Origin of the sequence: Streptomyces sp. F001 (genome assembly GCF_004187715.1) — a bacterium.
GTDB classification, from domain to species: Bacteria; Actinomycetota; Actinomycetes; order Streptomycetales; family Streptomycetaceae; genus Streptomyces; species Streptomyces flavusporus.
Window position 1 is genome coordinate 145,176 of sequence record NZ_QZWF01000006.1, and the last position, 24,061, is coordinate 169,236.

The following is a 24,061-nucleotide window of genomic DNA, read 5'->3' on the forward strand; positions in this document are numbered from 1 at the left end:
GTCGGGGTGTCACTCTTCGGTGTACGTCCGGCAGGCGCGACGGGTGATCACGGCATGAGGTGGTAGTCCGGGAAGTTGCCGGGCAGCCGCTCTCCCGCCGGTCCCTGCGTCACCGCACGCACGAGCAGCTCACCGCCGACGAACGCGCCGCGCCAGGACGCGCCGAAGCCGCCGAACAGCTCCTCGCGGTCGCCACGGGAGCGGGGCTTTCCGTGCCCCACCTTGAAGGCACGGATCTGCGGGGCGAGCCGGTCAAAGGTCGCCCGGTCGTCCGTGGACAGCGTGGCGACCAGCGCGCCGTTGGACGCGTTCATCGCGGCCAGCAGCTCCGCCTCCGTGTCGACCAGGACGATGGTGTCGACCGGGCCGAAGGGTTCCGCGTGGTGCAGCGGGGAGGACGGCGGCGGGTTCAGGAGCGTGACCGGCTGGACGTACGCCGAGGTGTCCTGGCCGGGCAGGAAGCGCGCATCGCTCTGCCGGCCACGATGCAGCGGGACGGCGCCGCGGTCGATGGCCTCAGCCACCTGGTCGTGCAGCTCCTTGGCCTTGGCCGCGTTGATCACCGGCCCGAAGTCCAACGCCGGGTAAGGGTCGTCGCGCTGCTCGACCGCGAGCGGATGGCCGACCCTGAGCGTGCGGACCGCCGGGAGGTACGCCGCCAGGAACTCGTCGAACAGCGCACGCTGGACGACGAAGCGCGGGTAGGCCGTACAGCGCTGTTTGCCGTAGTCGAAGAGCTTGGGAACGACCGCCGTGAGCGTGTCCCAGTCCGTGAAGTTCCAGATGCCCCAGGTGTTGAGTCCTTCCTGTTCGAGGATGTGCCGCTTGCCGAGGTCGGCGACGGCCGTGGCCACCGCGGCGCCGGTGTCCCGGCCGCCGACGAAGGAGACACAGCCGATCTCGGGCGCCCGCACCAGCGCCTGGGACAACTCGCCTCCGCTGCCGCTGACGAGGGTGACGGGAAGTCCCTCGCGGGCGGCGAGCGCGCAGGCCAGGGTCAGACAGGCGACACCGCCGTCGGTCGGGGCCTTGGCGATGACCGCATTGCCTGCCAGCGCCTGTACCAGCAATGCGTGAACGAGCACGCTCATCGGGTAGTTCCAGCTCGCGATGTTCGACACCGGGCCGTCCAACGGGGCCCGCCCGGCGACCATCGGCTCGATACCGTCGACGTACCAGCGCACCCCGTCGATGGCTCGGTCGACGTCCGCCTGGGCGAGCCGCCAGGGTTTGCCGATCTCCCAGACCAACAACAGCGCAAGCAGTTCGCGGTGCTCGGTGAGGGCGTCCAGGGTGGCCGCGACGCGGGCCCGGCGTTCGTCGAGGGGGATGTGCCGCCAGGCGCGGTGCTGGTCGAGTGAGGCACGTACGGCCTGGTGAGCGGTGGTGCCGTCGAGTCGCGGCGGGCCCGCGATGGGGGTGCCGTCGACGGGTGTGGTGGCGGGCAGGGCCCGGCCGTCGGCCTGCCAGGCGGCGTTCCAGAGGTTGAGGACGCGGTCGTCGCGGAAGGCCTCGGGGGCGACGGCGAGGCAGCGCTGCCAGGCGTCGGCCCAGGAGGTGTCCGACTTGAGGGTGAGGGTGGGTGCCATTGGTGAGCTCCGCTCTCGGTGCACAGTCGGGGCGGGTTGCATGGCTGGTCCCGGGCACGGCTCGCACTGCCGTGCGGGGACGTCGTACGGAGGAAGCTAGTGAGGCGCCGTGATGCGCGACAGTCACCTCTCGACAACTATGAGTGACATCACTCGGTGGCCGCCAGCGCGGCAAGCACCAGCTTGGCCGTCTCCGTCGGCGTACTCCCCACCCGCACCCCGGCCGCCTCCAGCGCCTCCTTCTTCGCCTGCGCCGTCCCGGAGGACCCGGACACGATGGCGCCCGCGTGCCCCATGGTCTTGCCCTCGGGGGCGGTGAAGCCGGCGATGTAGCCGACGACCGGCTTGGTGACGTGGTCGCGGATGTATGCGGCGGCGCGTTCCTCCGCGTCGCCGCCGATCTCCCCGATCAGCACGATCAGGTCGGTTTCCGGGTCGTCCTGGAAGGCGGCCAGGCAGTCGATGTGCGTGGTGCCGACGACCGGGTCGCCCCCGATGCCCACGCAGGTCGAGAAGCCGATGTCACGGAGTTCGTACATGAGTTGGTACGTCAGCGTCCCGGACTTCGACACCAGGCCGATGCGGCCGGGCTTGGTGATGTCGGCCGGAATGATGCCCGCGTTGGACTGACCGGGGCTGATCAGGCCGGGACAGTTGGGGCCGATGATGCGCGTGCCCTTCGACCGCGCGTACGCCGTGAAGGCGACCGAGTCGTGCACCGGGATGCCCTCGGTGATGACGACCGCGAGGCCGATCCCCGCGTCCGCGGCCTCGACGACGGCCGCCTTGGCGAAGGCGGGCGGTACGAAGACGACCGTGACGTCGGCTCCGGTCGCGTCCATGCCCGCGCGGACCGAGCCGAAAACGGGCACGGCACGGTCGTCGAAGTCGACGGTGCGGCCGGCCTTGCGCGGGTTGACGCCGCCGACGACGTTCGTGCCGGACGCGAGCATGCGCCGGGTGTGCTTCATGCCCTCGCCGCCGGTCATGCCCTGGACGAGAACCTTGCTCTCTTTGGTGAGATGGATCGCCATGTCCCGTCTCCTCAGGCTGCGTTGGCGAGTTGGGCCGCCTTGTGTGCGGCGCCGTCCATGGTGGTGGCCTGCTGGACCAGCGGATGCGCCCGTTCGTCGAGGATCACACGGCCGCGTGCAGCGTTGTTGCCGTCCAGGCGGACGACCAGCGGCTTGGTCAACCGGACCGTGTCCAGGGCCTGCACGATGCCGTCGGCGACCGCGTCGCAGGCGGTGATGCCGCCGAAGACGTTGACGAACACCGACTTCACGGCCGGGTCGGAGAGGATGACGGTCAGACCGTCGGCCATGATCTGGGCGGAGGCTCCGCCGCCGATGTCGAGGAAGTTGGCGGGGCGGGCGCCGCAGCCGGCGACCACGTCGAGGGTCGACATGACCAGTCCGGCGCCGTTGCCGATGATGCCGACCTCGCCGTCGAGCTTGACGTAGTTGAGGCCCTTCGCGGCGGCCACCGCCTCCAGCGGATCGTCGTGCTCCGCCCCCTCGGCGCCCCACCGGGCCTGCCGGAAGCGGGCGTTGTCGTCCAGGGTGACCTTGCCGTCGAGAGCCAGGATCTGGCCCTGCCGGGTGCGCACGAGCGGGTTGACCTCGACGAGGAGGGCGTCCTCGCGGATCAGCACCTCCCACAACCGTACGAGCACGTCGACGGTCTGTGGCGGCAGTCCGGCCGCATCGGCGATCTCACCTGCCTTCGCCGAAGTGACGCCCTCGGCAGGGTCGATGTGTACGCGCACCACGGCATCGGGCCGGGTGGCGGCGACCTCCTCGATGTCCATGCCGCCCTCCGCGGAGGCGATGGCGAGGAAGCCGCCCGCTGCCCGGTCGAGGACGTAGGAGACGTAGAACTCGGTCTCGATGTCGACGGGTTGGGCCAGCATGACCTTGCCGACCGTGTGGCCCTTGATGTCCATTCCGAGGATCTGTCGTGCCGTCAGTTCCGCGGCGGCCGGGTCGGCGGCGAGCTTCACTCCGCCTGCCTTGCCCCGGCCACCCGTCTTGACCTGGGCCTTGACGACGACCCGGCCGCCGAGTCGGCGGGCGATCTCGCGTGCCTCCTTGGGCGAGTCGGTGACTTCGGCCCGCGGCACCAAGATGCCGTGTTCCTCGAAGAGTTCCCTTGCCTGGTGCTCGTACAGGTCCATCTCGGCTCCTGTCTGGAAAGTGCCGCACGCCCCCTGGACACCACCCACCGGATGCGGGATAACAAGCTTCATACAGTATTCGTCGACTGTATGCAATGTACTGCGAGAGCGTGCCAACCCCCTATGAAGGGACAGGACTTCGCCATGCCCGACGACACCCAGGACGTGATCTCCGGCGGTCACCTCGTCGCCAAGGCCCTCAAAGCCGAGGGGGTGGAGCGCATCTACACCCTGTGCGGCGGCCACATCATCGACATCTACGACGGCTGCGTCGACGAGGGCATCGAAGTCGTCGACGTCCGCCACGAGCAGGTCGCCGCACACGCCGCCGACGGTTACGCCCGCATCACCGGCAAGCCCGGCTGCGCGGTCGTCACCGCCGGCCCGGGGACGACCGACGCCGTCACCGGAGTCGCCAACGCCTTCCGCGCCGAGTCCCCGATGCTGCTGATCGGCGGTCAAGGCGCCCTCACCCAGCACAAGATGGGCTCCCTGCAGGACCTGCCGCACGTCGACATGATGACGCCGATCACCAAGTTCGCGGCGGCCGTTCCGGACACGGCGCGCGCGGCGGACATGGTGTCGATGGCGTTCCGCGAGTGCTACCACGGCGCGCCCGGCCCCTCCTTCCTGGAGATCCCGCGCGACGTCCTCGATGCGAAGGTGCCGGTGCCCAAGGCACGCGTACCGAAGCCCGGCGCCTACCGCGCCTCCACCCGCTCGGCCGGCGATCCCGAGGCGATCGAGAAGCTCGCCGACCTCCTCGTGCACGCCGAGAAGCCCGCGATCCTGCTGGGCAGCCAGGTGTGGACGACCCGCGGCACCGAGGCGGCCATCGAGCTGGTGCGCACGCTCAACGTCCCGGCGTACATGAACGGCGCCGGACGCGGCACCCTCCCGCCCGGCGACCCGCACCACTTCCAGCTCTCCCGCCGCTACGCCTTCTCCAATGCCGACGTCATCGTCATCGTCGGCACGCCCTTCGACTTCCGTATGGGCTACGGCAAGCGGCTCTCACCGGACGCGACCGTCGTACAGATCGACCTCGACTACCGCACCGTCGGCAAGAACCGCGACATCGACCTCGGGATCGTCGGAGACGCCGGGCTGGTGCTCAAGTCGGTGACCGAGGCCGCCTCCGGGCGCGTCAACGGGGGCGCGTCGAAGCGCAAGGAGTGGCTCGACGAGCTGCGCGCCGCCGAGCAGACCGCGCTGGAGAAGCGGCTGCCGCAGCTGCGCTCGGACGCCTCGCCGATCCATCCGTACCGCCTGGTCAGCGAGATCAACGACTTCCTCACCGAGGACTCGATCTACATCGGCGACGGCGGCGACATCGTCACCTTCTCCGGGCAGGTCGTGCAGCCCAAGTCGCCCGGGCACTGGATGGACCCGGGTCCGCTGGGCACGCTCGGCGTCGGCGTCCCGTTCGTGCTCGCGGCCAAGCAGGCGCGGCCCGACAAGGAGGTCGTCGCCCTCTTCGGCGACGGCGCCTTCTCCCTGACCGGCTGGGACTTCGAAACCCTCGTCCGCTACGACCTCCCCTTCGTCGGCATCGTCGGCAACAACTCCTCGATGAACCAGATCCGCTACGGCCAGGCCGCCAAGTACGGCAAGGAGCGCGAGCGGGTCGGCAACACCCTCGGCGACGTCCACTACGACAAGTTCGCGCAGATGCTGGGCGGTTACGGCGAGGAGGTCCGCGACCCCGCCGACATCGGCCCCGCGCTGCGGCGCGCCCGGGAGTCCGGGAAGCCGTCGCTGATCAACGTCTGGGTCGACCCGGACGCGTACGCCCCCGGAACCATGAACCAGACCATGTACAAGTGAGGTGATCCGGTGACCACCAAGGCTCTCGAAGGCATCCGCGTCCTGGACATGACCCACGTCCAGTCCGGGCCCTCCGCGACCCAGCTGCTCGCCTGGCTCGGTGCGGACGTCGTGAAGCTGGAGGCGCCGACCGGGGACATCACGCGCAAACAGCTGCGCGACCTCCCGGACGTCGACTCCCTCTACTTCACGATGCTCAACTGCAACAAGCGGAGCATCACCCTCAACACCAAGACCGAGCGCGGCAAGGAGATCCTCACCGAGCTGATCCGGCGCTCCGACGTCATGGTCGAGAACTTCGGACCGGGCGCGGTCGACCGTATGGGCTTCACCTGGGACCGCATCCAGGAGATCAATCCACGGATCGTCTATGCCTCCATCAAGGGGTTCGGCGAAGGCCCGTACACCAACTTCAAGGCGTACGAGGTCGTCGCGCAGGCCATGGGCGGGTCGATGTCGACCACCGGTTTCGAGGACGGGCCGCCGCTGGCGACGGGGGCCCAGATCGGGGACTCGGGCACGGGCGTGCACGCCGTGGCGGGCATCCTCGCGGCGCTGTACCAGCGGGAGCGCACCGGGCGCGGGCAGCGGGTGAACGTGGCCATGCAGCACGCTGTGCTCAACCTCTGCCGGGTGAAGCTGCGCGACCAGCAGCGCCTGGCACACGGCCCGCTCGCTGAATATCCCAACGAGGACTTCGGCGACGAGGTTCCCAGGTCCGGGAACGCGTCCGGCGGCGGCCAGCCCGGCTGGGCGGTCAAGTGCGCGCCGGGCGGCCCGAACGACTACGTGTACGTCATCGTGCAGCCTGTCGGCTGGCAGCCCATCAGCGAGTTGATCGGCCGGCCCGAACTGGCCGACGATCCGGAGTGGTCGACGCCGGAGGCCCGGCTGCCCAAGCTCAACAAGATGTTCCAGCTCATCGAGGAGTGGTCTTCGACCCTGCCCAAGTGGGAGGTGCTGGAGAAGCTCAACGCGCACAACATCCCGTGCGGGCCGATCCTGTCCACCAAGGAGATCATCGAGGACACCTCGCTGGTCGCGAACGAGATGGTCGTTCGCGTGCCGCACCCGGAACGCGGCGAGTTCGTGACCGTCGGCAGCCCGCTCAAGCTCTCCGACTCCCCGGTGGACGTGACCAGTTCACCCTTGCTCGGCGAGCACAACGAAGAGGTCTACGTCGGCGAGCTCGGCCTCGGCGACGAGGAGCTGCGCCTGCTCAAGTCGAACGGAGTGATCTGACGTGATGGCCGAAGACCGGGTGCTCAGGGTGCGCGCGCTCCTCGACGCCGTGCGCGCCGAGGGGCGCACGGCACTGACCGCACCCGAGGGCAAGGTGATCGCCGACGCCTACGGGATCGCCGTACCGGGCGAGGAGCTGGCGACCGACGTCGACGAGGCCGTGGCGTACGCGGCGCGGTTCGGCGGGCCGGTGGTGATGAAGATCGTCTCGCCGGACATCCTGCACAAGACCGACGCCGGCGGTGTGATCGTCGGCGTCGAGGGGGCCGGTGACGTACGGGCCGCGTTCCACACAATCATCGACAACGCGCGCGCGTACAACGCGGACGCCCGCATAGCGGGCGTGCAGGTGCAGGAGTTGCTGCCACAGGGACAGGAAGTCATCGTCGGCGCGGTGACGGACCCGACGTTCGGGAAGGTCGTGGCCTTCGGGCTCGGCGGAGTGCTGGTCGAGGTCCTCAAGGACATCACGTTCCGGCTCGCGCCCGTGGACGCCGACGAGGCGCTCTCCATGCTGGACTCGATCCGGTCGGCGGAGATCCTGCGCGGGGTGCGCGGCGCGGCGGGCGTGGACCGGTGGGCGATCGCCGAGCAGATCCGCCGGGTCTCCCAACTCGTCACGGACTTCCCGGAGATCACCGAGGTGGACCTCAACCCGGTGATCGCCACCCCGGAGGGAGCGATCGCCGCGGACATCCGCGTGATCCTCTCCGAGGCGCCCCTGAAGCAGCGCCGCCGCTACTCGCGCGACGAGATCCTCACCTCCATGCGCCGGTTGATGCAGCCGCGCTCGGTCGCCGTGATCGGCGCCTCCAACGAGCAGGGCAAGATCGGCAACTCGGTGATGCGCAACCTCGTCGACGGCGGCTTCTCCGGGGAGATCCACCCGGTGAACCCCAAGGCCGATGACATTCTGGGCCGCAAGGCGTACAAGAGTGTCACGGACGTTCCCGGTGAGGTGGATGTGGCCGTGTTCGCCATTCCCGCCAAGTTCGTGGCCGCGGCGCTGGAGGAGGTGGGGCGCAAGAAGATCCCCAACGCCGTGCTGATCCCGTCCGGGTTCGCGGAGACCGGCGAGCACGAACTCCAGGCCGAGATCGTCGAGATAGCGGAGCGGCACGGCGTCCGGCTGCTCGGCCCGAACATCTACGGCTACTACTCGACCTGGCAGGACCTGTGCGCCACGTTCTGCACGCCGTACGACGTCAAGGGCGGGGTGGCGCTCACCTCGCAGTCCGGCGGCATAGGGATGGCGATCCTGGGCTTCGCCCGGACCACGAAGACCGGCGTGTCGGCGATCGTCGGGCTGGGCAACAAGTCCGACCTGGACGAGGACGACCTGCTGACCTGGTTCGGCGAGGACCCGCACACCGAGTGCATCGCCATGCACCTGGAGGACCTCAAGGACGGCCGGGCGTTCGTGGAGGCCGCGCGGGAGACCGTGCCCAAGAAGCCGGTCGTGGTGCTGAAGGCGGGCCGTACGGCAGCGGGCGCGAGGGCCGCCGGCTCGCACACGGGGGCCCTCGCGGGCGACGACGCCGTGTACGACGACATTCTGCGGCAGGCCGGTGTGATCCGGGCGCCCGGGCTGAACGACATGCTGGAGTACGCGCGCGCGTTGCCGGTGCTTCCTACTCCTCAGGGTGACAACGTCGTGATCATCACCGGGGCGGGCGGCAGCGGTGTACTGCTGTCGGACGCGGTGACCGACAACGGCCTGACGTTGATGGAGATCCCGCCGGACCTGGACGCGTCGTTCCGGAAGTTCATCCCGCCCTTCGGGGCCGCGGGCAACCCGGTGGACATCACCGGCGGCGAGCCTCCGTCGACGTACGAGGCGACGATCCGGCTGGGTCTGGAGGACCCGCGCATCCATGCGCTCGTCCTCGGCTACTGGCACACCATCGTCACCCCTCCGATGGTCTTCGCCGAGCTCACCGCGCGCGTGGTGGCCGATTTCCGGGAGCGCGGGATCGAGAAGCCGGTGGTGGCGTCGCTCGCCGGCGACGTCGAGGTCGAGGAGGCCTGCCAGTACCTCTACGAGCGGGGTGTCGTGGCGTACCCGTACACGACCGAGAAGCCGGTGGCCGTACTCGGCGCGAAGTACCGCTGGGCCCGGGCTGCCGGCTTGTTGGGGGGCGGCTCATGAGGTGAGCGAACAGGGAGCCGGCCGACGGTGCGCGTCGGCCGGCCCCGGGACCCGCGCGCGCACGAAAGGCATTGGACAGGGGGCGCTGGCCAGAACTTTCGACGCAAGGGGTGCAACACGACATGACAACGACCGATTTTCCGACATCGGTTGCCTACCGAGAGGTGGCCGACACCAACGGGCGCGTCTACCGCATCGGTGAGACCGACATCGACATCATGGGCCGCAAACGCAAGTGGATGGTCATCCTGCCGTGGGTCGGCATGATGGGCATCAGCTCGGCCGAGTACGCCTTCGCGTCCGCCGAGGACACTCTGCACACGGCGCACAGCTGGAGCAGCGGGCACATCTTCTGGATGCTGGGCGTCTGGGTCTTCTTCCAGGCCGCAGTGGCCTTCCCGGCGGGGAAGCTGCGCGAGAGCGGCAAACTTCCGGCCCGCTGGGCGATGATGCTGGGTGCCGTCGGCACGCTGCTCGGCTATCTCTCGCTCGCGTTCGCGCCGCATGTGATCGTCGCGTACATCGGCTTCGGCATGTTCAGCGGCATGGGCGCCGGCATGGTCTACGCGACGTGCGTGAACATGGTCGCCAAGTGGTATCCGGAGCGCAAGGGCGGCAAGACGGGCTTCGTCAACGGCGGTTTCGCCTACGGCTCGGTGCCGTTCGTCTTTATCTTCACCGGCTACATGGACCTCACCAACTTCCGCTGGGTGCTGGTCTCCGTGGGCATCTTCCTCGCCGCGGTCGTGGCCACGTCCGGCTACTTCTTCCGCGACCCGCCGAAGAACTGGTGGCCGGCCGACGTCGACCCGCTGAAGAAGCCCGACGACGCGCGTGCCCGGCGCGCTCTGGAGAAGAACCCCCCGGCCGTGCACCAGTACACCCCCATGGAGGCGTGGCGGACCGGCCGTGTGGCCCTCATGTGGTTCTGCCTCCTGTGCACCTCAGGCGTGAACATCTTCGGCATCGCCTTCCAGGTGCCCTTCGGCGACGAGGCCGGCTTCGCGGGCGGCATCGTGGCGACCGCCATGTCCCTCAAGGCGATCGTGAACGGCACGGGCCGCGGGGTCATCGGCTGGCTCTCCGACCGTTACGGCCGCAAGCAGTGCCTGATCTTCGTCTGCATCGTCCTCGGACTGTCGCAGTACGGCATCCTGCTCTCCGGCAACATCGGCAACCTGCCGCTGTTCCTGCTGTTCTCGTCCATCTCCGGTTTCGGCGGCGGCGCCATCTTCCCGATGTTCGCGGCGATGACCGCCGACTACTTCGGCGAGAACAACAATGCCTCCAACTACGGCCTGGTGTACTCGTCGAAGCTGGTCTCCGGCCTGCTCGGCTCCGGCATGGGCGCCGTGGTGGTGGCCGCCTGGGACTACGCCGGCGCGTTCGTCCTGGCCGGCTCGATCTCCCTGTTCGCGGGCTTCATGGCGCTGTTCCTGCACCCGCCGGGACGGCCTCGGGCCAAAGGCATCACGCCCAACCCGCACCCGCTCGGCGAGGAAATGGCCTGACATGGCGGCCTCCGCCGCCGGGCACGACCCACCGTCACACCCCGACGCCGCACACCGTCCCCCACCATGACCTGAAGGCCCTCCCCGCGAGCGGGGAGGGCCTCCTTGTGTCCGTACCGCCCGTCAGCACTTCTCCCGCAGCGAGTGCAGGTGCTCGCTGGACCGCCGGGCGAACGTGAACGACTCGGTCGGGTTGTCGTGCTCGGCCTGCCAGTGGTGGGCGAAGCGCTGTCCGCGCAGCCGGGTGACGGCGGAGATGAACCGCTGGTAGTCGATGTCTCCGTCGCCCACGTCGGTCATGCGGTAGCCGTACTGGGTCGAGGGGTCGTTCACGCCGTCCTTGACGTGGAAGAGCGGGTAGCGGTCGGGCTGCTTCAGCACGTAGTCGAGGGGTTCGAAGGGCGCGGGGGTGCCGTCGGGCCGCTTCGAGAAGCGGAACTGGCCGGAGTACGCCCAGAAGATGTCCATCTCCAGGTAGACGAGGTCGGGGTCGGTCTCGGCGAGCAGCACGTCGTAGAGGCGGACGTTCGGCTGGTCCGAGGCGAAGGAGAACTCCTCGGAGTGGTTGTGCTGGTAGAACTTCACGCGCCGCCGCACCGTAGGTGTTGAAGTCCTCGGCGGCCCGCTTCCATGCGTCGACGGTGGAGCCGTAGCGGAAGGGGCCGGAGGCCGTGCCGATGTGCTTCAGGCCGAGTGCCTCTGCGTCGTCGAGGACCTTGGTGAGGTTCTGGGCGAAGGTGTACGCGTTCGGGTCGTTGGAGTAGTAGCCGACGTGGCTGCCGATCGGGTTCAGGCCGTGGTTCCTGGCCAGCCGCTTGAGCTGCGCGAGCGTGATCGGGCCCGCGGAGCCCTGCGTGTATCCGGCGAACTCGACCTCGTCGTAGCCGTACCGCTCCAGCTCGGCGAAGACGGCGGCGAAGCCCAGGGTGGAGACCTTGTCACGGAGGCTGTAGAGCTGAATGCCGAGGCGGCCGGGGGGCAGAACGGGGCGACCGCGGCCCCGGGTGCCGCTCGCGGACTCGGTGGCGGCCGCTGCAGGGGACGCTGCGGCGCCCAGCAGGGCGGCGGCGGTGGCGCCTGCCGCCACACCGAGCATGCCTCGTCTGGTGAGGCGGTGGGTGAGTTCGGGATCGGGCTGGGAGATGCGGCTCATGCCTGGAACTCCTCGATGTCGGAGGGCGTTGTCAGTGGTGAGTGCTTCACTTGTGACCAGTCAGCACAGACCGGCCAGTTGGAGCAGTAGTGACTTCACGTCGGTGGCCGCGACGCGGTCGCCGACAGCGCGGGGGGTGGAGCAGATGAGGAGCGGACCGTCGTCGTCGCTCGTGGGAAGGCGGCCGTGGCTGCCGCGAATAGGTGAGGGATCCAGCGGCACGACCGCCATGCGGTAGCGCATGCCGAGCTTCTTGCGGGCCAGTGCGGTGGCCGCCTTGATCTTGACGTAGGGGTCGAGGGGATCCATGAAGAGTTCGACCGGGTCGTAACCGGGTTTGCGGTGGATCTCGACGAGTCGCGCGAAGTCGGGCGCGCGGGCGTCGTCGAGCCAGTAGTAGTACGTGAACCAGGCGTCCGGCTCCGCGACGGCGACGAGCTCGCCGGAGCGGGGATGGTCGAGCTGGTGGGCCTTCTTGCCCTCGTCGTCGAGGAGTTGCTCGATGCCGGGCAGTCCGTCCAGCGCGGCGCGGGCCGCGTCCAGGTCCTCGGGGCGGCGTACGTAGACGTGGGCGATCTGGTGGTCGGCGACGGCGAAGGCACGGGACGCCATCGGGTCCAGGTACTCCATGCCGTCCTGTGTGTGCACCTCCAGCAGGCCCGCGCGGCGCAGGGCGCGGTTGATGGCGACGGGCCTGTTCGCGCGGGTGATGCCGTACTCGGACAGGACGACGACGGTACGGCCCTCGGTGCGGGCGTCGTCCAAAAGCGGGGCGACGGCTCTGTCCAGGTCGGCGGCGGCCTTCAGGGACCGCGGGTCGTCAGGGCCGAAGCGCTGCAGGTCGTAGTCGAGGTGGGGGAGGTAGCAGAGCGTCAGGTCGGGGTGCCGGGTGCGCAGGATGTGGCGGGTCGCGTCGATGATCCAGCGACTGGAGACCAGGTCCGCGCCGGGCCCCCAGAAGTGGAAGAGAGGGAAGGTGCCGAATTTCTCGGTGAGTTCGTCGTGGAGGGCCGCGGGCCGGGTGTAGCAGTCGGGTTCCTTGCGGCCGTCGGCATAGTAGATCGGACGGGGGGTGACGGTGATGTCGGTGTCTGCGCCCATGGCGTACCACCAGCAGATATTGGCGACCGTGTAGCCGGGGTGTGCGCGGCGTGCGGCGTCCCAGATCTTGTCGCCGGCGACCAGGCCGTTGTGCTGGCGCCACAGCAGGACGTCGCCGAGTTCGCGGAAGTACCAGCCGTTGCCGACGATGCCGTGCTCCGAGGGCATCGTGCCGGTCAGGAACGTGGACTGGGCGGCGCAGGTGACGGCGGGCAGAACGGTGCCGAGCGAGGCGCGGGAGCCGGACCGGCCGAGGGCCTTGAGGCGGGGCATGTGATCGAGGAGACGGGGGGTGAGGCCGACCACGTCGAGGACCAGGAGCGGGGTGGGGTCAGGGCTCATGCTCAGGGGAGCTCCTTCAGTCCGAGGTCCGTCAACAGGTCGCGAGCCAGGGTGAGTTCGGCGGCGATGCCGTCGGCCAGCTGGGCCCGGGCCCGGGGCCGCTGCTCCGGCGGGAGGGCCTGCCAGGTGTAGGTCTCGACCTCGAGATGGCGGGTGAGCGGGCGCGGACCGCCGACGAGCCCGGCCAGCGCCGTCTTCAGGACGTCGAGTGTGGAGGTGAGCGGTGCGGCGGGCGGGGCGTGCAGCGGGACGTGGAAGTGGGCGCGCCAGGGGGCGCCGTCGGGAAGGACCTCGCCCTTCAGGGCCTCGCCGAGATCGTCCGTGCCTCGCAGGCCCGCGGCGGTGGCGGTACGGGTCTGGTGCAGGAAGCGGGGCTCGTCGAACGCGGCGAGGGCCTCGCGCACTTCGGGGAGATGGGGGTGTTGGGCGTGCAGGGCGGCAGAGAGCTGGGTTTTGACGATGGGGACGCCGGCTCGGGTGAGGGCGTCCAGGGCGGTGCCGGGGTCTTCGAAGGAGGTGGCGAGGTGGCACGTGTCCACGCACACGCCGATACGTTCGTGGGCGATGGCGGTCAGCGGGGCTATGGCGTCGCCGGTGGTCTCTATGAGACATCCGGGTTCCGGTTCCAGACCGACGCGGATGGACCGTCCGGTCAGTTCCTGCAGTGCGTCGAGGCGTTCACCGAGAGTACGCAGGGCGGAGTGGGCCGACTCGGCCCGCCGGGTGCGCCAGGCGAGCGGGAGGGTGGAGATGCTGCCCTCGGTGACGTCGTCGGGGAGCAGGCCGGCGAGCAGCCGGGCCAGGGCCGTGGTGTGGTCGAGGCGCTCGGGGTCGGTCCAGTCCGGCTTGTAGACGCGGTACTTGACCTCCTCCGCGCCGAACCCCTCGTAGGGGAAGCCGTTGAGGGTGACGACTTCCAGGCCGCGCCGGTCCAGGTCGGTGCGCAGGGCGCGCAGCGCGGACGGGTCGGTGACCAGGGCGTGGGCGGCGTCCCTGGCGAGCCACAGGCCGATGCCGAGGCGGTCGCGGCCGAGGCGGCGGCGGACGGGTTCGCAGTGGTCGCGCAGCTGGGCGAGGACCCCCTCGAGGGTTTCCGCGGGGTGGACGTTGGTGCAGTAGGCGAGGTGGACCGTGGAGCCGTCGGGGTGGCGGAAGCGCATCGCTCACTCCCCTCCGCGCAGGATGGAGTTGCCCTCATGGGTGACATCGGTCGCGGCCACGTCCAGATGCAGACGGCCGCTGAGCCCGTAGAAGGCGACGGGGTTGCGCCACAGCACCTGGTCGACGTCGTCCTCCGTGAAGCCCTCGGCCAGCATCAGATCGCCGACCTTGCGGGTCTTCAGGGGGTCGCTGCGGCCCCAGTCGGCGGCCGAGTTCACCAGGACCTGCTCGGGGCCGTAGGCACGGAGGATGGCGACCATCCGCTCCTCGTCCATCTTGGTGTCCGGATAGACGGAGAAGCCCAGCCAGCAGCCGCTGTCCCTGGCCTCCTTGACGGTGGTCTCGTTGAGGTGGTCGAGCAGGACCCGGTCCGGGGAGAGCGCCGACTCCCGGACGACGTCGAGGGTGCGGCGCAGCCCGGCGAGCTTGTCGCGATGCGGGGTGTGCACGAGCGCGGGCAGCTCGTGGTCGGCGGCGAGCTGGAGCTGGGCGGCGAGCGCGGTGTCCTCGGCGGGGGTCATCGAGTCGTAGCCGATCTCGCCGACGGCCACGACCTGGTCCTTGACGAGATACCGGGGCAGTTCGTCGAGGACGGGGACACAGCGCGGGTCGTTCGCCTCCTTGGGGTTCAGGGCGAGAGTGCAGTGGTGGGCGATGCCGTACTGGGCGGCGCGGAAGGGTTCCCAGCCCAGGAGGGAGTCGAAGTAGTCGAGGAAGGTGGCGGGCGAGGTGCGGGGCTGGCCGAGCCAGAAGGAGGGCTCGACGAGCGCGCGGACACCCGCGGCGTGCATGGCCTGGTAGTCGTCGGTGGTCCTGGACGTCATGTGGATGTGGGGGTCGAAGATGCGCATCAGGACTCCTTGCCGTGGGGGGTGTCCGAGCCGTGCGCCGGCGGCGCGGACTCGGTCAGGGCCAGGACGCGGTGCAGGTCCTCCGGTACGGGACGGCCCGCTGCGGTGCGTTCGGCGGCGTAGTCGCCGAGCATGCGGGCGAGTTCGGCGTCGGCGCCTGCGCGGCGTTCCAGGTCGGCCAGCTCGTCGATGGGCACGCCGGTGAAGAGGCACTTCAGCACGGCGTGACGCCAGTTGTGCGGGGCGAGGTGCCGGGCCGCGTAGGGGCCGACGGCGGCGGCGAGGAGGCGGGTGTCATTGGTCCGCAGGGCGTCCTCGATCAGCGGGAGAGCGTCCGGGCCGGGCACGAGGTGGGGCAGTGCGTGCAGGACGGCGCGGCGTTCCGCGGCGGTTCCCTGACGGTAGACGCGGGTGAGTGCGGCCGGGTCGGCTCGGGCGGCGTGCAGGATCAGGACGCGGGCGGCGTCGGCGTGCTCGTCGCCGCAGCGACGGCCCGCCTCGGCAAGGCGTAGTTCCCAGACGGAGATCGGGCCGTGCGTGCCGGGGTGTGCGGCGGCCTCGGTGAGGGCTCGCTCGAGCCAGGCACGAGCGGATGCGGAGAGGTGGGTGCTGAGCTGGGTGTGGAGGGTTTCGGGAGGGTGCGGGCGGGGTGGTGTCCTTGGTTCTCGCCGCCGGGTGGCCGGGGTGGCGTGGTGGCGTGTCATGGGGTGCTCCTTCTGGGGTGGCGAAGGGCTCGCCAGGTGGTGCGACGGGCGCAGTGGGGGGGGACTGGCCCGTTGGTGGCGTGGTGTTCGGCGGTGTGGCGTCGGGGTGTGCGGTGGAGGACGACATGGCCTGCGGGGCAGCCGTGCCGGGCCGGGTCGGCGCTGCGTTGCGGAGGAACGGGAGGGAGCGTTCGGCGAAGTGGGGGCCCGCGTGGGAGTGGCGGGGCAGTTCGACGACCGTCAGGCCCTGATAGCCGGTTGCGGCGAGGGCTTCGAGGACGGGCGGGAAGTCGATGTCCCCGTCCCCGAAAGGAAGGTGTTCATGGATACCGCGGCGCATGTCCTCGATCTGGACGTGCCGCAGCCAGGGGGCCGCCGTGCGGACGCAGTCGGCCGGAGAAAGGGGTTCGAGGCACTGGCAGTGGCCGATGTCGAGGGTGAGACCGAGAGCGGCAGGCTCGCCCAGCAGCCGACGGAGGTGGTGGAAGTCGGCGAGGGTGGCGAGGAGGTGGCCCGGTTCGGGCTCGACGGCGAGCGGGATACCGGCGGCGGTTGCGGCGTCCAGTACGGGGGCGAGGCTCTCGGCGAGGCGTTTCCACGCCGTGTCCTCGTCCGTGCCGACCGGGACGGTCCCGCTGAAGCAGTGCACGGCGTGGGCGTCGAGGTCGGCGGCGACCCGGACGGCGCGGAGCAGCAGGTCGACCCGGCGGGCCCGGTCGTCGGGGTCGGGGTCCAGCAAGGAGGGGCCGTGTTTGCGGCGCGGGTCGAGCACATAGCGGGCGCCCGTTTCCACGGTGGCGGTCAGCCCGAGCGTGCCGAGGCGCTGCGCGACTCGGCGGGTGCGGGAGGCCACGTCGGGGGCGAGCGGGTCGAGGTGCATGTGGTCGAGGGTCAGCCCGACGCCGTCGTAGCCCAGGTCGGCCAGCAGGGTGAGGGCGTCGTCGAGACGGAGGTCGGCCAGGCCGTTGGTGCCGTAGCCGAAGCGGAGGGGGTGATGCGAGGGGATGGGTTTCCTGCGGTCCGGTGCCGACGGGAAAGGATTGAGACTCATGTGACGCTCACCTTCCTCGCGTACTTCCGGCCGATCGGGGCCAGTGCGGCAATGACGACGGCGGTGAGACCGGCTCCGGCGCGGGCGGAGAGGGCGGCCTGGAGAGGGATGGTGGCGCGGACGCCGCCGCCGACGGCTCGTTGGGTGAGCGGGGGTGAGGGGTTGAGGGCGGCGTGGGTGTAGGGGCGGGCGGCGGTCGCGGCGTAGGCGACGGCGAGGGCGGTACGCAGGGCGCCGTCGCCCGAGGGCCGCACGGCGGCGGCAGCGCGGCCGGTCGCGTCCGGTTGGCCTGTCGGGAGTGGGGAGGAGCGTGTCACCAGGCGAGTGAGGAGGGCCGTCGTGGCGAGCGCCGCCAGGGGTGGCAGGGTCGAGCCGCCCTGCGTCTCCCGGCGGGACACGGTGGTGACCGCGAGGGTGTGGGTGCCGAGGAGTGCGGCGGACGAGAGCGCCTCGCGGGTACGCCCGGTCGTGGCTGCGGCTCCGAGGAGGAGGTCGAGACCGCGGGCGGCGGCCATGGCGACCGGGCCGGCCGGAGTGTGCTTCAGGGCGAGGTCGTAGGCCCAGACGGTGGCCGCGAGGGGCGTGGCGACGGTGAGGGCGGGCCGGCCGGCGCGGGCCGCGAGGGCCAGTCCGGCGGCGGTGAGGGCGCAGGCCGCCGTGAGGGCGGAGGCCGGGCGGATGCGACCGGAGGGAAGGGGACGGTGCGGGCGTTCGGCGGCGTCCTCCTCACGGTCCGCCCAGTCGTTGAGAGCCATTCCCGCCTCGTAGAGACAGACGGAGGAGCCGATGGCGAGCAGAGTGCGGGAGTTGGGGCGCACGCCGGTCGCGGCCGCACCGGTGAGCGCGTCGCCGGGGACGGTGAACAGGGCGGGAAGGCGGAGCAGTTCTGCCCAGGCGCGTCGACGCGTCGCTCGCCGAGCCGCCTCTCTCCCGTCGACGTCCTCTGCCCCCACACGCCGGCGGCTCACGACCGCTCTCCCGACGCCGCGTCACCGATGTGCTCCCCCGCCCCGGCCCCCGCAGCCGCTCTCCGAATGCAACCAGCGCCGTGTGCTGCTCCCCCAATGCGGCGGGCCCGGCCCCACCGGTCCTTGAAGAAGAAGCCCAGGTCGGTCAGTGGGCCGGAGAGGCCGGTCTCGTGGGCGCGGGCGGTCAGGCGGGCCAGGTCCAGGACGAGGGGGGCCGCGAGGGCGGAATCGCAGCCCTGCCAGATGGTCTGGAGGATCATGCGGGTGCCGAGGAAACCGTCGAAGGCGATGTGGTCCCAGGCGGTCTTCCAGTCGCCGAGCGCGGGGACGTCGTCGATGTGGACCTCACCCTCGGGAACGGTGCCGAGGGTGTCGGCGAGGACGCGTTCCTTGCCGGCGTTCTTCGCCGCTGCGGCGGCGGGGTCGGCGAGGGCCGCGCCGTCGCCGCCGCCGAGCAGGTTGGTGCCGGACCAGGCCCGTACGTTCAGCGCCCGCTGCGCGAACATCGGGCCCAGCACGGCCCGCAGCAGCGTCTGTCCGGTCTTGCCGTCCCGGCCGGCGTACGGCAGGCCGCTCCGCTCGGCCGCACGGGCGGCGACGGGGTGATGCATGCCCTCGGACGGGGTGAAGTTGACGTAGGGGCAGCCCGCGCGCAGGGCCGCCAGCGCGTACAGGGTGCTGGCCGGCAGCGGGGCGTCGGGCCCCTGGGAGGCAGGTTCGGTGGAGGCGACGTTCACCACCACGGCCCGCTCCAGTTCATGGCGGTGCACGAAGTCGCGTATGTCGTCGGCGAAGGCCGTGATCAGTTCGGCCTCGCTCCTGGCATCCCCCGGCGTGGGGCCGCCGGGCCTGATCTCCCGGTCGACAGCGGCGAGTTCGGCGGCGACGGCGGTGGCGACGCCCGGTGGGAGGACGCCGCCGGCGGTCAGGGTCTCGGCACGTTTGGGCAGCGGGCAGTCGACGGTGTCATGGCCGCCGAAGACGAGGTCGGACAGCGCGGGCAGGCCGCTGTCGGTGAACGCTGGGGTCTCGGTCACCATGCCGGTGGGCGGGTGCAGTCCCGCGCTGACGGCGGCGCACCCCGTGACGACGGTGGTGGCGACGGAGCCTCGGGCTCCGATCAGCCACACCCCCACACGCGGTCGGGAGAGGGACGCGGACATGGGCAGCCTCCTGATCGTGCGCGAACCCCGGTGGGAGGGACGGAGACGGCGGGCGGGGGTCCGGCGTCCCCCGCCCGCCGCCGTTCAGTCGCCCGTGACGGGCAGTTCCTTCAACTGGATGTTGCGGAAGGCGACCTGGTCGTCGGCGCCGTGGTTCTGCAGGCCGATGTAACCGTCGGTCAGGCTCCGCTGAGGGTCCTTGTTGGCGAAGTCGTTGATCTTGACTCCGTTGAGGAACACCTGGAGGCGTTCCCCCTGGACCTTGATCTCGTAGGAGTTCCACTGGCCGGGCGGCCGCAGGACCTGGTCACGGGCCTTGATGTTCGCCGACTTGAACGAGTAGACGGAGCCCGTGGTGCGGTCCGGCGCGTCCGTGGCGTCGATCTGGATCTCGTAGCCCTTGTTCACCGCGGACCAGGGGTCGTCGGAGGCCGGGAAGCCCACGAAGATCCCGGAGTTGTCGTCGCCCTGCATCTTCCAGTCGAGCTTGAGGGAGTACGACTTCAGCTCCTTGGCCTGGTACCAGAGCAGACCCATGCCGCCGTTGGACTCCAGCGTGCCGTCCTTGACGTCGAACGTGCCGGGGCCGGCCTGCTTCCAGCCGTCCAGGGTCTGGCCGTTGAAGATCTTCCGGTAGTCCTTGCTCGGCTTGCAGTCGGCCTTGACCTGGCCGGTGGCGTACTGCAGGCCGCCGAGCAGATGGGCGCGGAAGGCCTCCTCGGCGTAGGACTCCTTGGTGTGGCCGCCGCCGGTGTAGAAGGAGCGGCCGCCGCCGTAGCTCTGGCACCAGGCGATCGGGTGGTCGCCCTTCATGGTGCCGCCCTGGTAGGTCGTCTCGTCCAGGGTGGCGAGGACCTTGGCCTGCTCACGCGGGTTGGTGCGGTAGTTGTACCACTCGTCGGTGCGCTCCCAGGCGTCGCCCAGGTGCGCGGTGGAGGGGTGGTCGTGGTCCTCGACGCGGACGGTGGCCTTCTGGATGGCCGGGTGCGACGCGAAGTAGGCGCCGACGAGGCCGCCGTAGAACTCCCAGTCGTACTCGGTGTCGGCGGCGGCGTGGATGCCCATGTAGCCGCCGCCGTTCTTGACGTAGTTCTCGAACGCCGTCTGCTGGTCGGCGTTGAGGACGTCACCGGTGGTGGACAGGAAGGCCACCGCGTCGTACTTGGCGAGGTTGGCCGTGGTGAACTGTCCGGCCTCCTCGGTCGCGTCGACCGTGATGCCGGCCGGAGCGCCGAGCTCCTTCAGGGCTGCGATGCCGGCCGGGATGGAGTCGTGCCGGAAGCCGGCGGTCTTGGAGAAGACCAGGACCTTCTTGCCGCCCTTGAACGGCTCGGTGGAGAACTCGAAGTCGTCCACGTCGTACAGCGCGCCCTCGCCACCCTTGAAGACCAGGTAGATCTCCGTGGTGCGCCCCGGCAGCGACCGCAGCGGCACGTCGACGTTCTGGAACGTCTCCCAGCCGCCGGTCGGCGGGATGTAGGCCGAGCCGTGCAGCGGCCCGTCGGGCGAGCCGGTGCGCAGCTCGATGAAGCCGCCCGCGCCGCCGGAGGAGGCCCGCACGGTCATCTTCTTCTGCCCGTCGAACCGGTAGGGGCTGAAGGAGATCCAGTCGCCGTCGTGGATGTCGCCGACGGTCTTGCCTCCGTTGGCGCCGGTCTTGTCGATGACCGATATGCCCTGCTGCTTGGTGAAGTGCTCGCCCTGTCGGTGCAGCGGCTGGAGCACGGTGCGGGCGGTGCCGGTCAGGGCCTCCTGGCCGTTCGCCCCGCCGTCGGTGTAGCTGGCGCCGACGACGCCGTAGATGTTGGCGTTGGGGTCGTGACCGCCGTCACCGGCGGGCGGCTTCAGGGTGCCCTCGCAGCCCATCTCGCTGGTCAGCTCGTGGGCGTGGGAGTCGTGGCCGAGGCTGTAGACGACCTTGACCTTGGAGCAGTCGATCGTCTCCTCGGGGTCGGTGACGGTCACCTTGAACGGCACGGGCTTGCCGAATTCGGCCAGGGTGCCGTTGCCCGGGACGTCGATCCTCACCTTGGGCTCGGTGTTGCCGACCACGATCCGGGCGCTGGCGTTGCCGGTGTTGCCCTCGGGGTCCTTCGCGGTGAAGGTCGCGGTGTAGGTGCCGGCCTTCTTGTACCTGTGGGTGGGGTTGAGGCCCTCGCCCTTGGTGCCGTCGCCGAAGTCCCAGCTGTAGGTGAGGTCGGGCGAGTCGGCGTCCTTGGCGGAGCCGGTGAAGGCGACCTTCAGGCCGGCCGCGCCGGATGTCTTGTCCGCGCTCACCTCGGCGATCGGAGAGAAGCCGTCCTCGGCGTTCTCGATCCGGTACAGCGCGGAGTGCTCGTCGCCCTGGAACCACGAGACACCGTAGTCGAGGACGTAGAGCGCGCCGTCGGGGCCGAACTCCATGTCCATGATCTGGGTGCCGGTCCACGGGAAGTCGTTGATCTTCGCGACGGAGCCGTCCTCGTTCTGCTCGATCCGCTTGATCCAGCGGCGGCCGAACTCACCCGCGAAGAAGTCGCCGTCGTACGCCTCAGGGAACTTCACCTTGGAGTCGAGGCCGGCGTCGTAGCGGTAGACCGGGCCGGCCATCGGGGACTCGGAGCCGGAGCCGAACTCGGGCACGGAACCGCCGTCGTACGGAATCCAGGCGGCCTGGGCAGGCGGCAGGTCGGTGAGGCCGGTGTTGTACGGCGAGGTGTTCTTCGGCGCGTTGCAGTCGAACTTCTCGCCGGACTCCTTGGTGGCGAAGTCGTAGTCGAGGTATGCGTCGTTGTTGCCCGTGCAGAACGGCCAGCCGAAGTTGGCGGCCTTGGTGACCTTGGCGAACTCGACCTGTCCGGCCGGCCCCCGCTTCGGGTCGGCTGCGCCGGCGTCGGGCCCGTAGTCGCCCACGTACACGGTGCCGGTGGGCTTGTCGACGCTCATCCGGAACGGGTTGCGGAAGCCCATCGCGTAGATCTCGGGACGGGTCTTCTCCGTGCCCGGGGCGAAGAGGTTGCCCTCAGGGACGGTGTACGAGCCGTCCTCGGCGACCTTGATACGGAGGATCTTGCCGCGCAGGTCGTTGGTGTTGCCGGAGCTGCGGCGGGCGTCGAAGGCGGGGTTGCGGCCCTCGCGGTCGTCGATCGGCGTGTAGCCGTCGGAGGCGAAGGGGTTGGTGTCGTCACCGGTCGACAGGTAGAGGTTGCCCTGCGCGTCGAAGTCGATGTCGCCGCCGACGTGGCAGCACAGGCCGCGGGACGCCGCGACGTCCAGGACCTTCTTCTCGCTGGCCATGTCCAGCGTGCCGTTGGGGTTCAGGACGAAGCGGGAGAGGCGGTTGACGCCGTCGAACTTCTTGAAGTCCTCGGCGGTGCCGGTCTCCGGGGCGTCCCCGGTGGGGGTGTCGAGCGGCGGGGCGTAGTAGAGGTAGATCGCCCGGTTGTTCTTGAAGTCCGGGTCGACGCCGACGCCCTGCAGGCCCTCCTCGTCATGGGTGTAGACGGGGATCTTGCCGGCGACCTTGGTGACGCCGCCCTGGTCGGTGAGGCGCAGCGTGCCGTCGCGCGAGGTGTGCAGGACGCTGCGGTCCGGCAGTACGGCGAGCGACATGGGCTCGCCCATCTCGGGTTCGCCCTTGGCCAGCGGTACCTGCTGGAACTGCCCCTCGGCGGCGGCCGGTTCGTCGTGTTCCGGGTGGCCGGGGTGGGCGCCGGCGACGGTCGCCGGGGCGCCCACGGCCAGGAGCAGGCCGGTGAGCAGGGCGAGGCTGGTGCGAAGCCTGGGACGCCTCGGGGTGCGGGTGCTTCTGAGTCTGGTTCTGTGCACGAAGTCCCTCCGGGAACGGGGTGGGCCGTACGGGATGGGTGCGAAGACGTGCGGTGCGGGCGCCGGGGTGCGCCGTCACCCCGGAGGTGTGTGTGTCCTGAACACTTCAGGGACGGTAACCGTGTCCGTCCGGGGCGAAAACCCCTTGCGTCAGGGTTGGTCGAACTTTCTCCCATCGCAGGACAAAGCGGGATCCGAGCAGGTCGGAGGGGGGGGCCGGCGGTTGTTCCGGCCTCCGTCCCCGACCTGCCGTCGTGTGTGTGGTTCAGCTGTTGAACGCCGCGTCGAAGGACGCGCTCGGCGGTTCGAAGTCGAACGCCTTGAGGCGGGTCAGCGCCTCGGGGGCGCCCTGGAGCCGGTCCATGCCGGCGTCCTCCCACTCGACCGAGATGGGGCCCTGGTAGTCGATGGAGCGCAGCATCCGGAAGACGTCCTCCCAGGGGACGTCCCCGTGTCCGGCGGAGACGAAGTCCCAGCCGCGGCGCGGGTCGCCCCACGGCAGGTGGGAGCCGAGCCTGCCGTTGCGCCCGTCGAGGCGCTTGCGGGCCTCCTTGCAGTCGACGTGGTAGATCCGGTCGCGGAAGTCCCACAGGAAGCCGACCGGGTCGAGGTCCTGCCAGACGAAGTGCGAGGGGTCGAAGTTCAGCCCGAAGGCGGGACGGTGGTCTACCGCCTCCAGCGCCCGCTGCGTCGTCCAGTAGTCGTACGCGATCTCGCTGGGGTGCACCTCGTGGGCGAACCGCACGCCCTCGGCGTCGAAGACGTCCAGGATCGGGTTCCAGCGCTCGGCGAAGTCCTCGTAGCCGCGTTCGATCATCGACTCGGGGGCGGGCGGGAACATCGCGACCAGGTGCCAGATGGCGGAGCCGGTGAAGCCGATGACGGTGTCGACGCCGAACGCGGCCGCGGCGCGCGCGGTGTCGGCGATCTCGGCGGCGGCCCGCTGCCGTACGCCCTCGGCGTCGCCGTCGCCCCAGATGCGGGCGGGCAGGATGGCCTGGTGGCGTTCGTCGATGATGGCGTCGCAGACGGCCTGGCCGACCAGGTGGTTGGAGATGGCCCAGCATTTCAGGCCGTACTTGTCCAGCAGTGCATGCCGGGAATCGAGGTACGCGGGGTCGGCCAGCGCCTTGTCGACCTCGAAGTGGTCGCCCCAGCAGGCGAGTTCCAGTCCGTCGTAGCCGAAGTCACGGGCGAGGCGGCAGACCTCCTCGAGCGGCAGGTCGGCCCACTGGCCGGTGAAGAGCGTGAAGGTGCGGGGCATGT

General features: G+C 70.2%; 14 protein-coding genes and 3 pseudogenes. 4 read left to right on the plus strand and 13 right to left on the minus strand.

Going from position 1 to position 24,061, the window contains the following annotated elements; all coding sequences use genetic code 11:
• Window positions 1–47: 47 nt before the first annotated feature.
• The 3 genes from StrepF001_RS23555 to sucC form a co-directional block, all read right to left on the minus strand.
• On the minus strand, window positions 48–1,589 hold the full coding sequence (locus tag StrepF001_RS23555; protein WP_129800213.1) for an aldehyde dehydrogenase family protein: 1,542 nt from the start codon (window positions 1,587–1,589) through the stop codon (window positions 48–50).
• A gap of 149 nt (window positions 1,590–1,738) precedes the next feature.
• A complete protein-coding gene (gene sucD / locus StrepF001_RS23560; protein ID WP_129800214.1) occupies window positions 1,739–2,623 on the minus strand; it encodes a succinate--CoA ligase subunit alpha in 885 nt (294 codons plus the stop codon).
• A gap of 11 nt (window positions 2,624–2,634) precedes the next feature.
• Window positions 2,635–3,765, minus strand: a complete 1,131-nt coding sequence (gene sucC / locus StrepF001_RS23565) for an ADP-forming succinate--CoA ligase subunit beta (RefSeq protein WP_129800215.1) — start codon at window positions 3,763–3,765, stop codon at window positions 2,635–2,637.
• A gap of 144 nt (window positions 3,766–3,909) precedes the next feature.
• Here sucC and StrepF001_RS23570 point away from each other — a divergent pair, with 144 nt between their 5' ends.
• From StrepF001_RS23570 to StrepF001_RS23585, 4 genes are all read left to right on the plus strand, one after another.
• A complete protein-coding gene (locus StrepF001_RS23570) occupies window positions 3,910–5,592 on the plus strand; it encodes a thiamine pyrophosphate-binding protein (protein WP_129800216.1) in 1,683 nt (560 codons plus the stop codon).
• A gap of 9 nt (window positions 5,593–5,601) precedes the next feature.
• Window positions 5,602–6,834 (plus strand): formyl-CoA transferase, encoded by a 1,233-nt coding sequence (frc, locus tag StrepF001_RS23575; RefSeq protein WP_129800217.1) that lies wholly within the window; start codon window positions 5,602–5,604, stop codon window positions 6,832–6,834.
• Between the two features lie 4 nt (window positions 6,835–6,838).
• On the plus strand, window positions 6,839–8,983 hold the full coding sequence (locus tag StrepF001_RS23580; RefSeq protein ID WP_129800389.1) for an acetate--CoA ligase family protein: 2,145 nt from the start codon (window positions 6,839–6,841) through the stop codon (window positions 8,981–8,983).
• 122 nt (window positions 8,984–9,105) lie between these two features.
• Window positions 9,106–10,494, plus strand: coding sequence for an OFA family MFS transporter (locus StrepF001_RS23585; RefSeq protein WP_129800218.1), 1,389 nt, complete (start codon window positions 9,106–9,108; stop codon window positions 10,492–10,494).
• Between the two features lie 123 nt (window positions 10,495–10,617).
• Here StrepF001_RS23585 and StrepF001_RS23590 read toward each other — a convergent pair.
• The 10 genes and pseudogenes from StrepF001_RS23590 to StrepF001_RS23635 all read right to left on the minus strand — a co-directional run bounded on the left by StrepF001_RS23590 (window position 10,618) and on the right by StrepF001_RS23635 (window position 24,059).
• Window positions 10,618–11,647: pseudogene (locus StrepF001_RS23590) on the minus strand (sugar phosphate isomerase/epimerase).
• A gap of 60 nt (window positions 11,648–11,707) precedes the next feature.
• Window positions 11,708–13,090 carry a nucleotide pyrophosphatase/phosphodiesterase family protein gene (locus tag StrepF001_RS23595; RefSeq protein WP_129800219.1) on the minus strand — a complete coding sequence of 461 codons (1,383 nt, stop codon included), beginning with the start codon at window positions 13,088–13,090 and terminating at the stop codon, window positions 11,708–11,710.
• Between the two features lie 2 nt (window positions 13,091–13,092).
• Window positions 13,093–14,250 (minus strand): metabolite traffic protein EboE, encoded by a 1,158-nt coding sequence (eboE, locus tag StrepF001_RS23600; protein ID WP_129800220.1) that lies wholly within the window; start codon window positions 14,248–14,250, stop codon window positions 13,093–13,095.
• Between the two features lie 3 nt (window positions 14,251–14,253).
• Window positions 14,254–15,102 carry a TatD family hydrolase gene (locus StrepF001_RS23605; RefSeq protein ID WP_129800221.1) on the minus strand — a complete coding sequence of 283 codons (849 nt, stop codon included), beginning with the start codon at window positions 15,100–15,102 and terminating at the stop codon, window positions 14,254–14,256.
• Complete coding sequence (locus tag StrepF001_RS23610) at window positions 15,102–15,806, minus strand: EboA domain-containing protein (protein ID WP_165396345.1); 705 nt, start codon at window positions 15,804–15,806, stop codon at window positions 15,102–15,104. The genes StrepF001_RS23605 and StrepF001_RS23610 overlap by 1 nt, the downstream gene beginning before the upstream one ends.
• A 160-nt stretch (window positions 15,807–15,966) precedes the next feature.
• A pseudogene (locus StrepF001_RS23615) lies at window positions 15,967–16,857 on the minus strand (sugar phosphate isomerase/epimerase family protein); the annotation flags it as partial.
• The gene (locus StrepF001_RS23620) at window positions 16,854–17,810 is read right to left on the minus strand and encodes an SCO3242 family prenyltransferase (RefSeq protein ID WP_240797650.1); all 957 of its coding nucleotides are present in this window, start codon (window positions 17,808–17,810) and stop codon (window positions 16,854–16,856) included. The gene StrepF001_RS23620 and the pseudogene StrepF001_RS23615, both read right to left, overlap by 4 nt.
• Before the next feature lie 64 nt (window positions 17,811–17,874).
• Window positions 17,875–18,988, minus strand: a pseudogene (locus StrepF001_RS23625) (inositol-3-phosphate synthase); the annotation flags it as partial.
• 84 nt (window positions 18,989–19,072) lie between these two features.
• Complete coding sequence (locus StrepF001_RS23630) at window positions 19,073–22,795, minus strand: ThuA domain-containing protein (protein ID WP_129800223.1); 3,723 nt, start codon at window positions 22,793–22,795, stop codon at window positions 19,073–19,075.
• Window positions 22,796–23,060: 265 nt separating this feature from the next.
• A complete protein-coding gene (locus StrepF001_RS23635; protein ID WP_129800224.1) occupies window positions 23,061–24,059 on the minus strand; it encodes a sugar phosphate isomerase/epimerase family protein in 999 nt (332 codons plus the stop codon).
• Window positions 24,060–24,061 lie beyond the last annotated feature (2 nt).

Excerpts from the sequence above, each read along its gene's own strand:
- StrepF001_RS23555 (WP_129800213.1), bottom strand. The coding sequence starts at position 1,589 with ATGGCACCCACCCTCACCCTCAAGTCGGACACCTCCTGGGCCGACGCC.
- sucD (WP_129800214.1), bottom strand. The coding sequence starts at position 2,623 with ATGGCGATCCATCTCACCAAAGAGAGCAAGGTTCTCGTCCAGGGCATG.
- sucC (WP_129800215.1), bottom strand. The coding sequence starts at position 3,765 with ATGGACCTGTACGAGCACCAGGCAAGGGAACTCTTCGAGGAACACGGC.
- StrepF001_RS23570 (WP_129800216.1), top strand. The coding sequence starts at position 3,910 with ATGCCCGACGACACCCAGGACGTGATCTCCGGCGGTCACCTCGTCGCC.
- StrepF001_RS23580 (WP_129800389.1), top strand. The coding sequence starts at position 6,839 with ATGGCCGAAGACCGGGTGCTCAGGGTGCGCGCGCTCCTCGACGCCGTG.
- StrepF001_RS23585 (WP_129800218.1), top strand. The coding sequence starts at position 9,106 with ATGACAACGACCGATTTTCCGACATCGGTTGCCTACCGAGAGGTGGCC.
- StrepF001_RS23595 (WP_129800219.1), bottom strand. The coding sequence starts at position 13,090 with ATGAGCCCTGACCCCACCCCGCTCCTGGTCCTCGACGTGGTCGGCCTC.
- eboE (WP_129800220.1), bottom strand. The coding sequence starts at position 14,250 with ATGCGCTTCCGCCACCCCGACGGCTCCACGGTCCACCTCGCCTACTGC.
- StrepF001_RS23605 (WP_129800221.1), bottom strand. The coding sequence starts at position 15,102 with ATGCGCATCTTCGACCCCCACATCCACATGACGTCCAGGACCACCGAC.
- StrepF001_RS23610 (WP_165396345.1), bottom strand. The coding sequence starts at position 15,806 with ATGACACGCCACCACGCCACCCCGGCCACCCGGCGGCGAGAACCAAGG.
- StrepF001_RS23635 (WP_129800224.1), bottom strand. The coding sequence starts at position 24,059 with ATGCCCCGCACCTTCACGCTCTTCACCGGCCAGTGGGCCGACCTGCCG.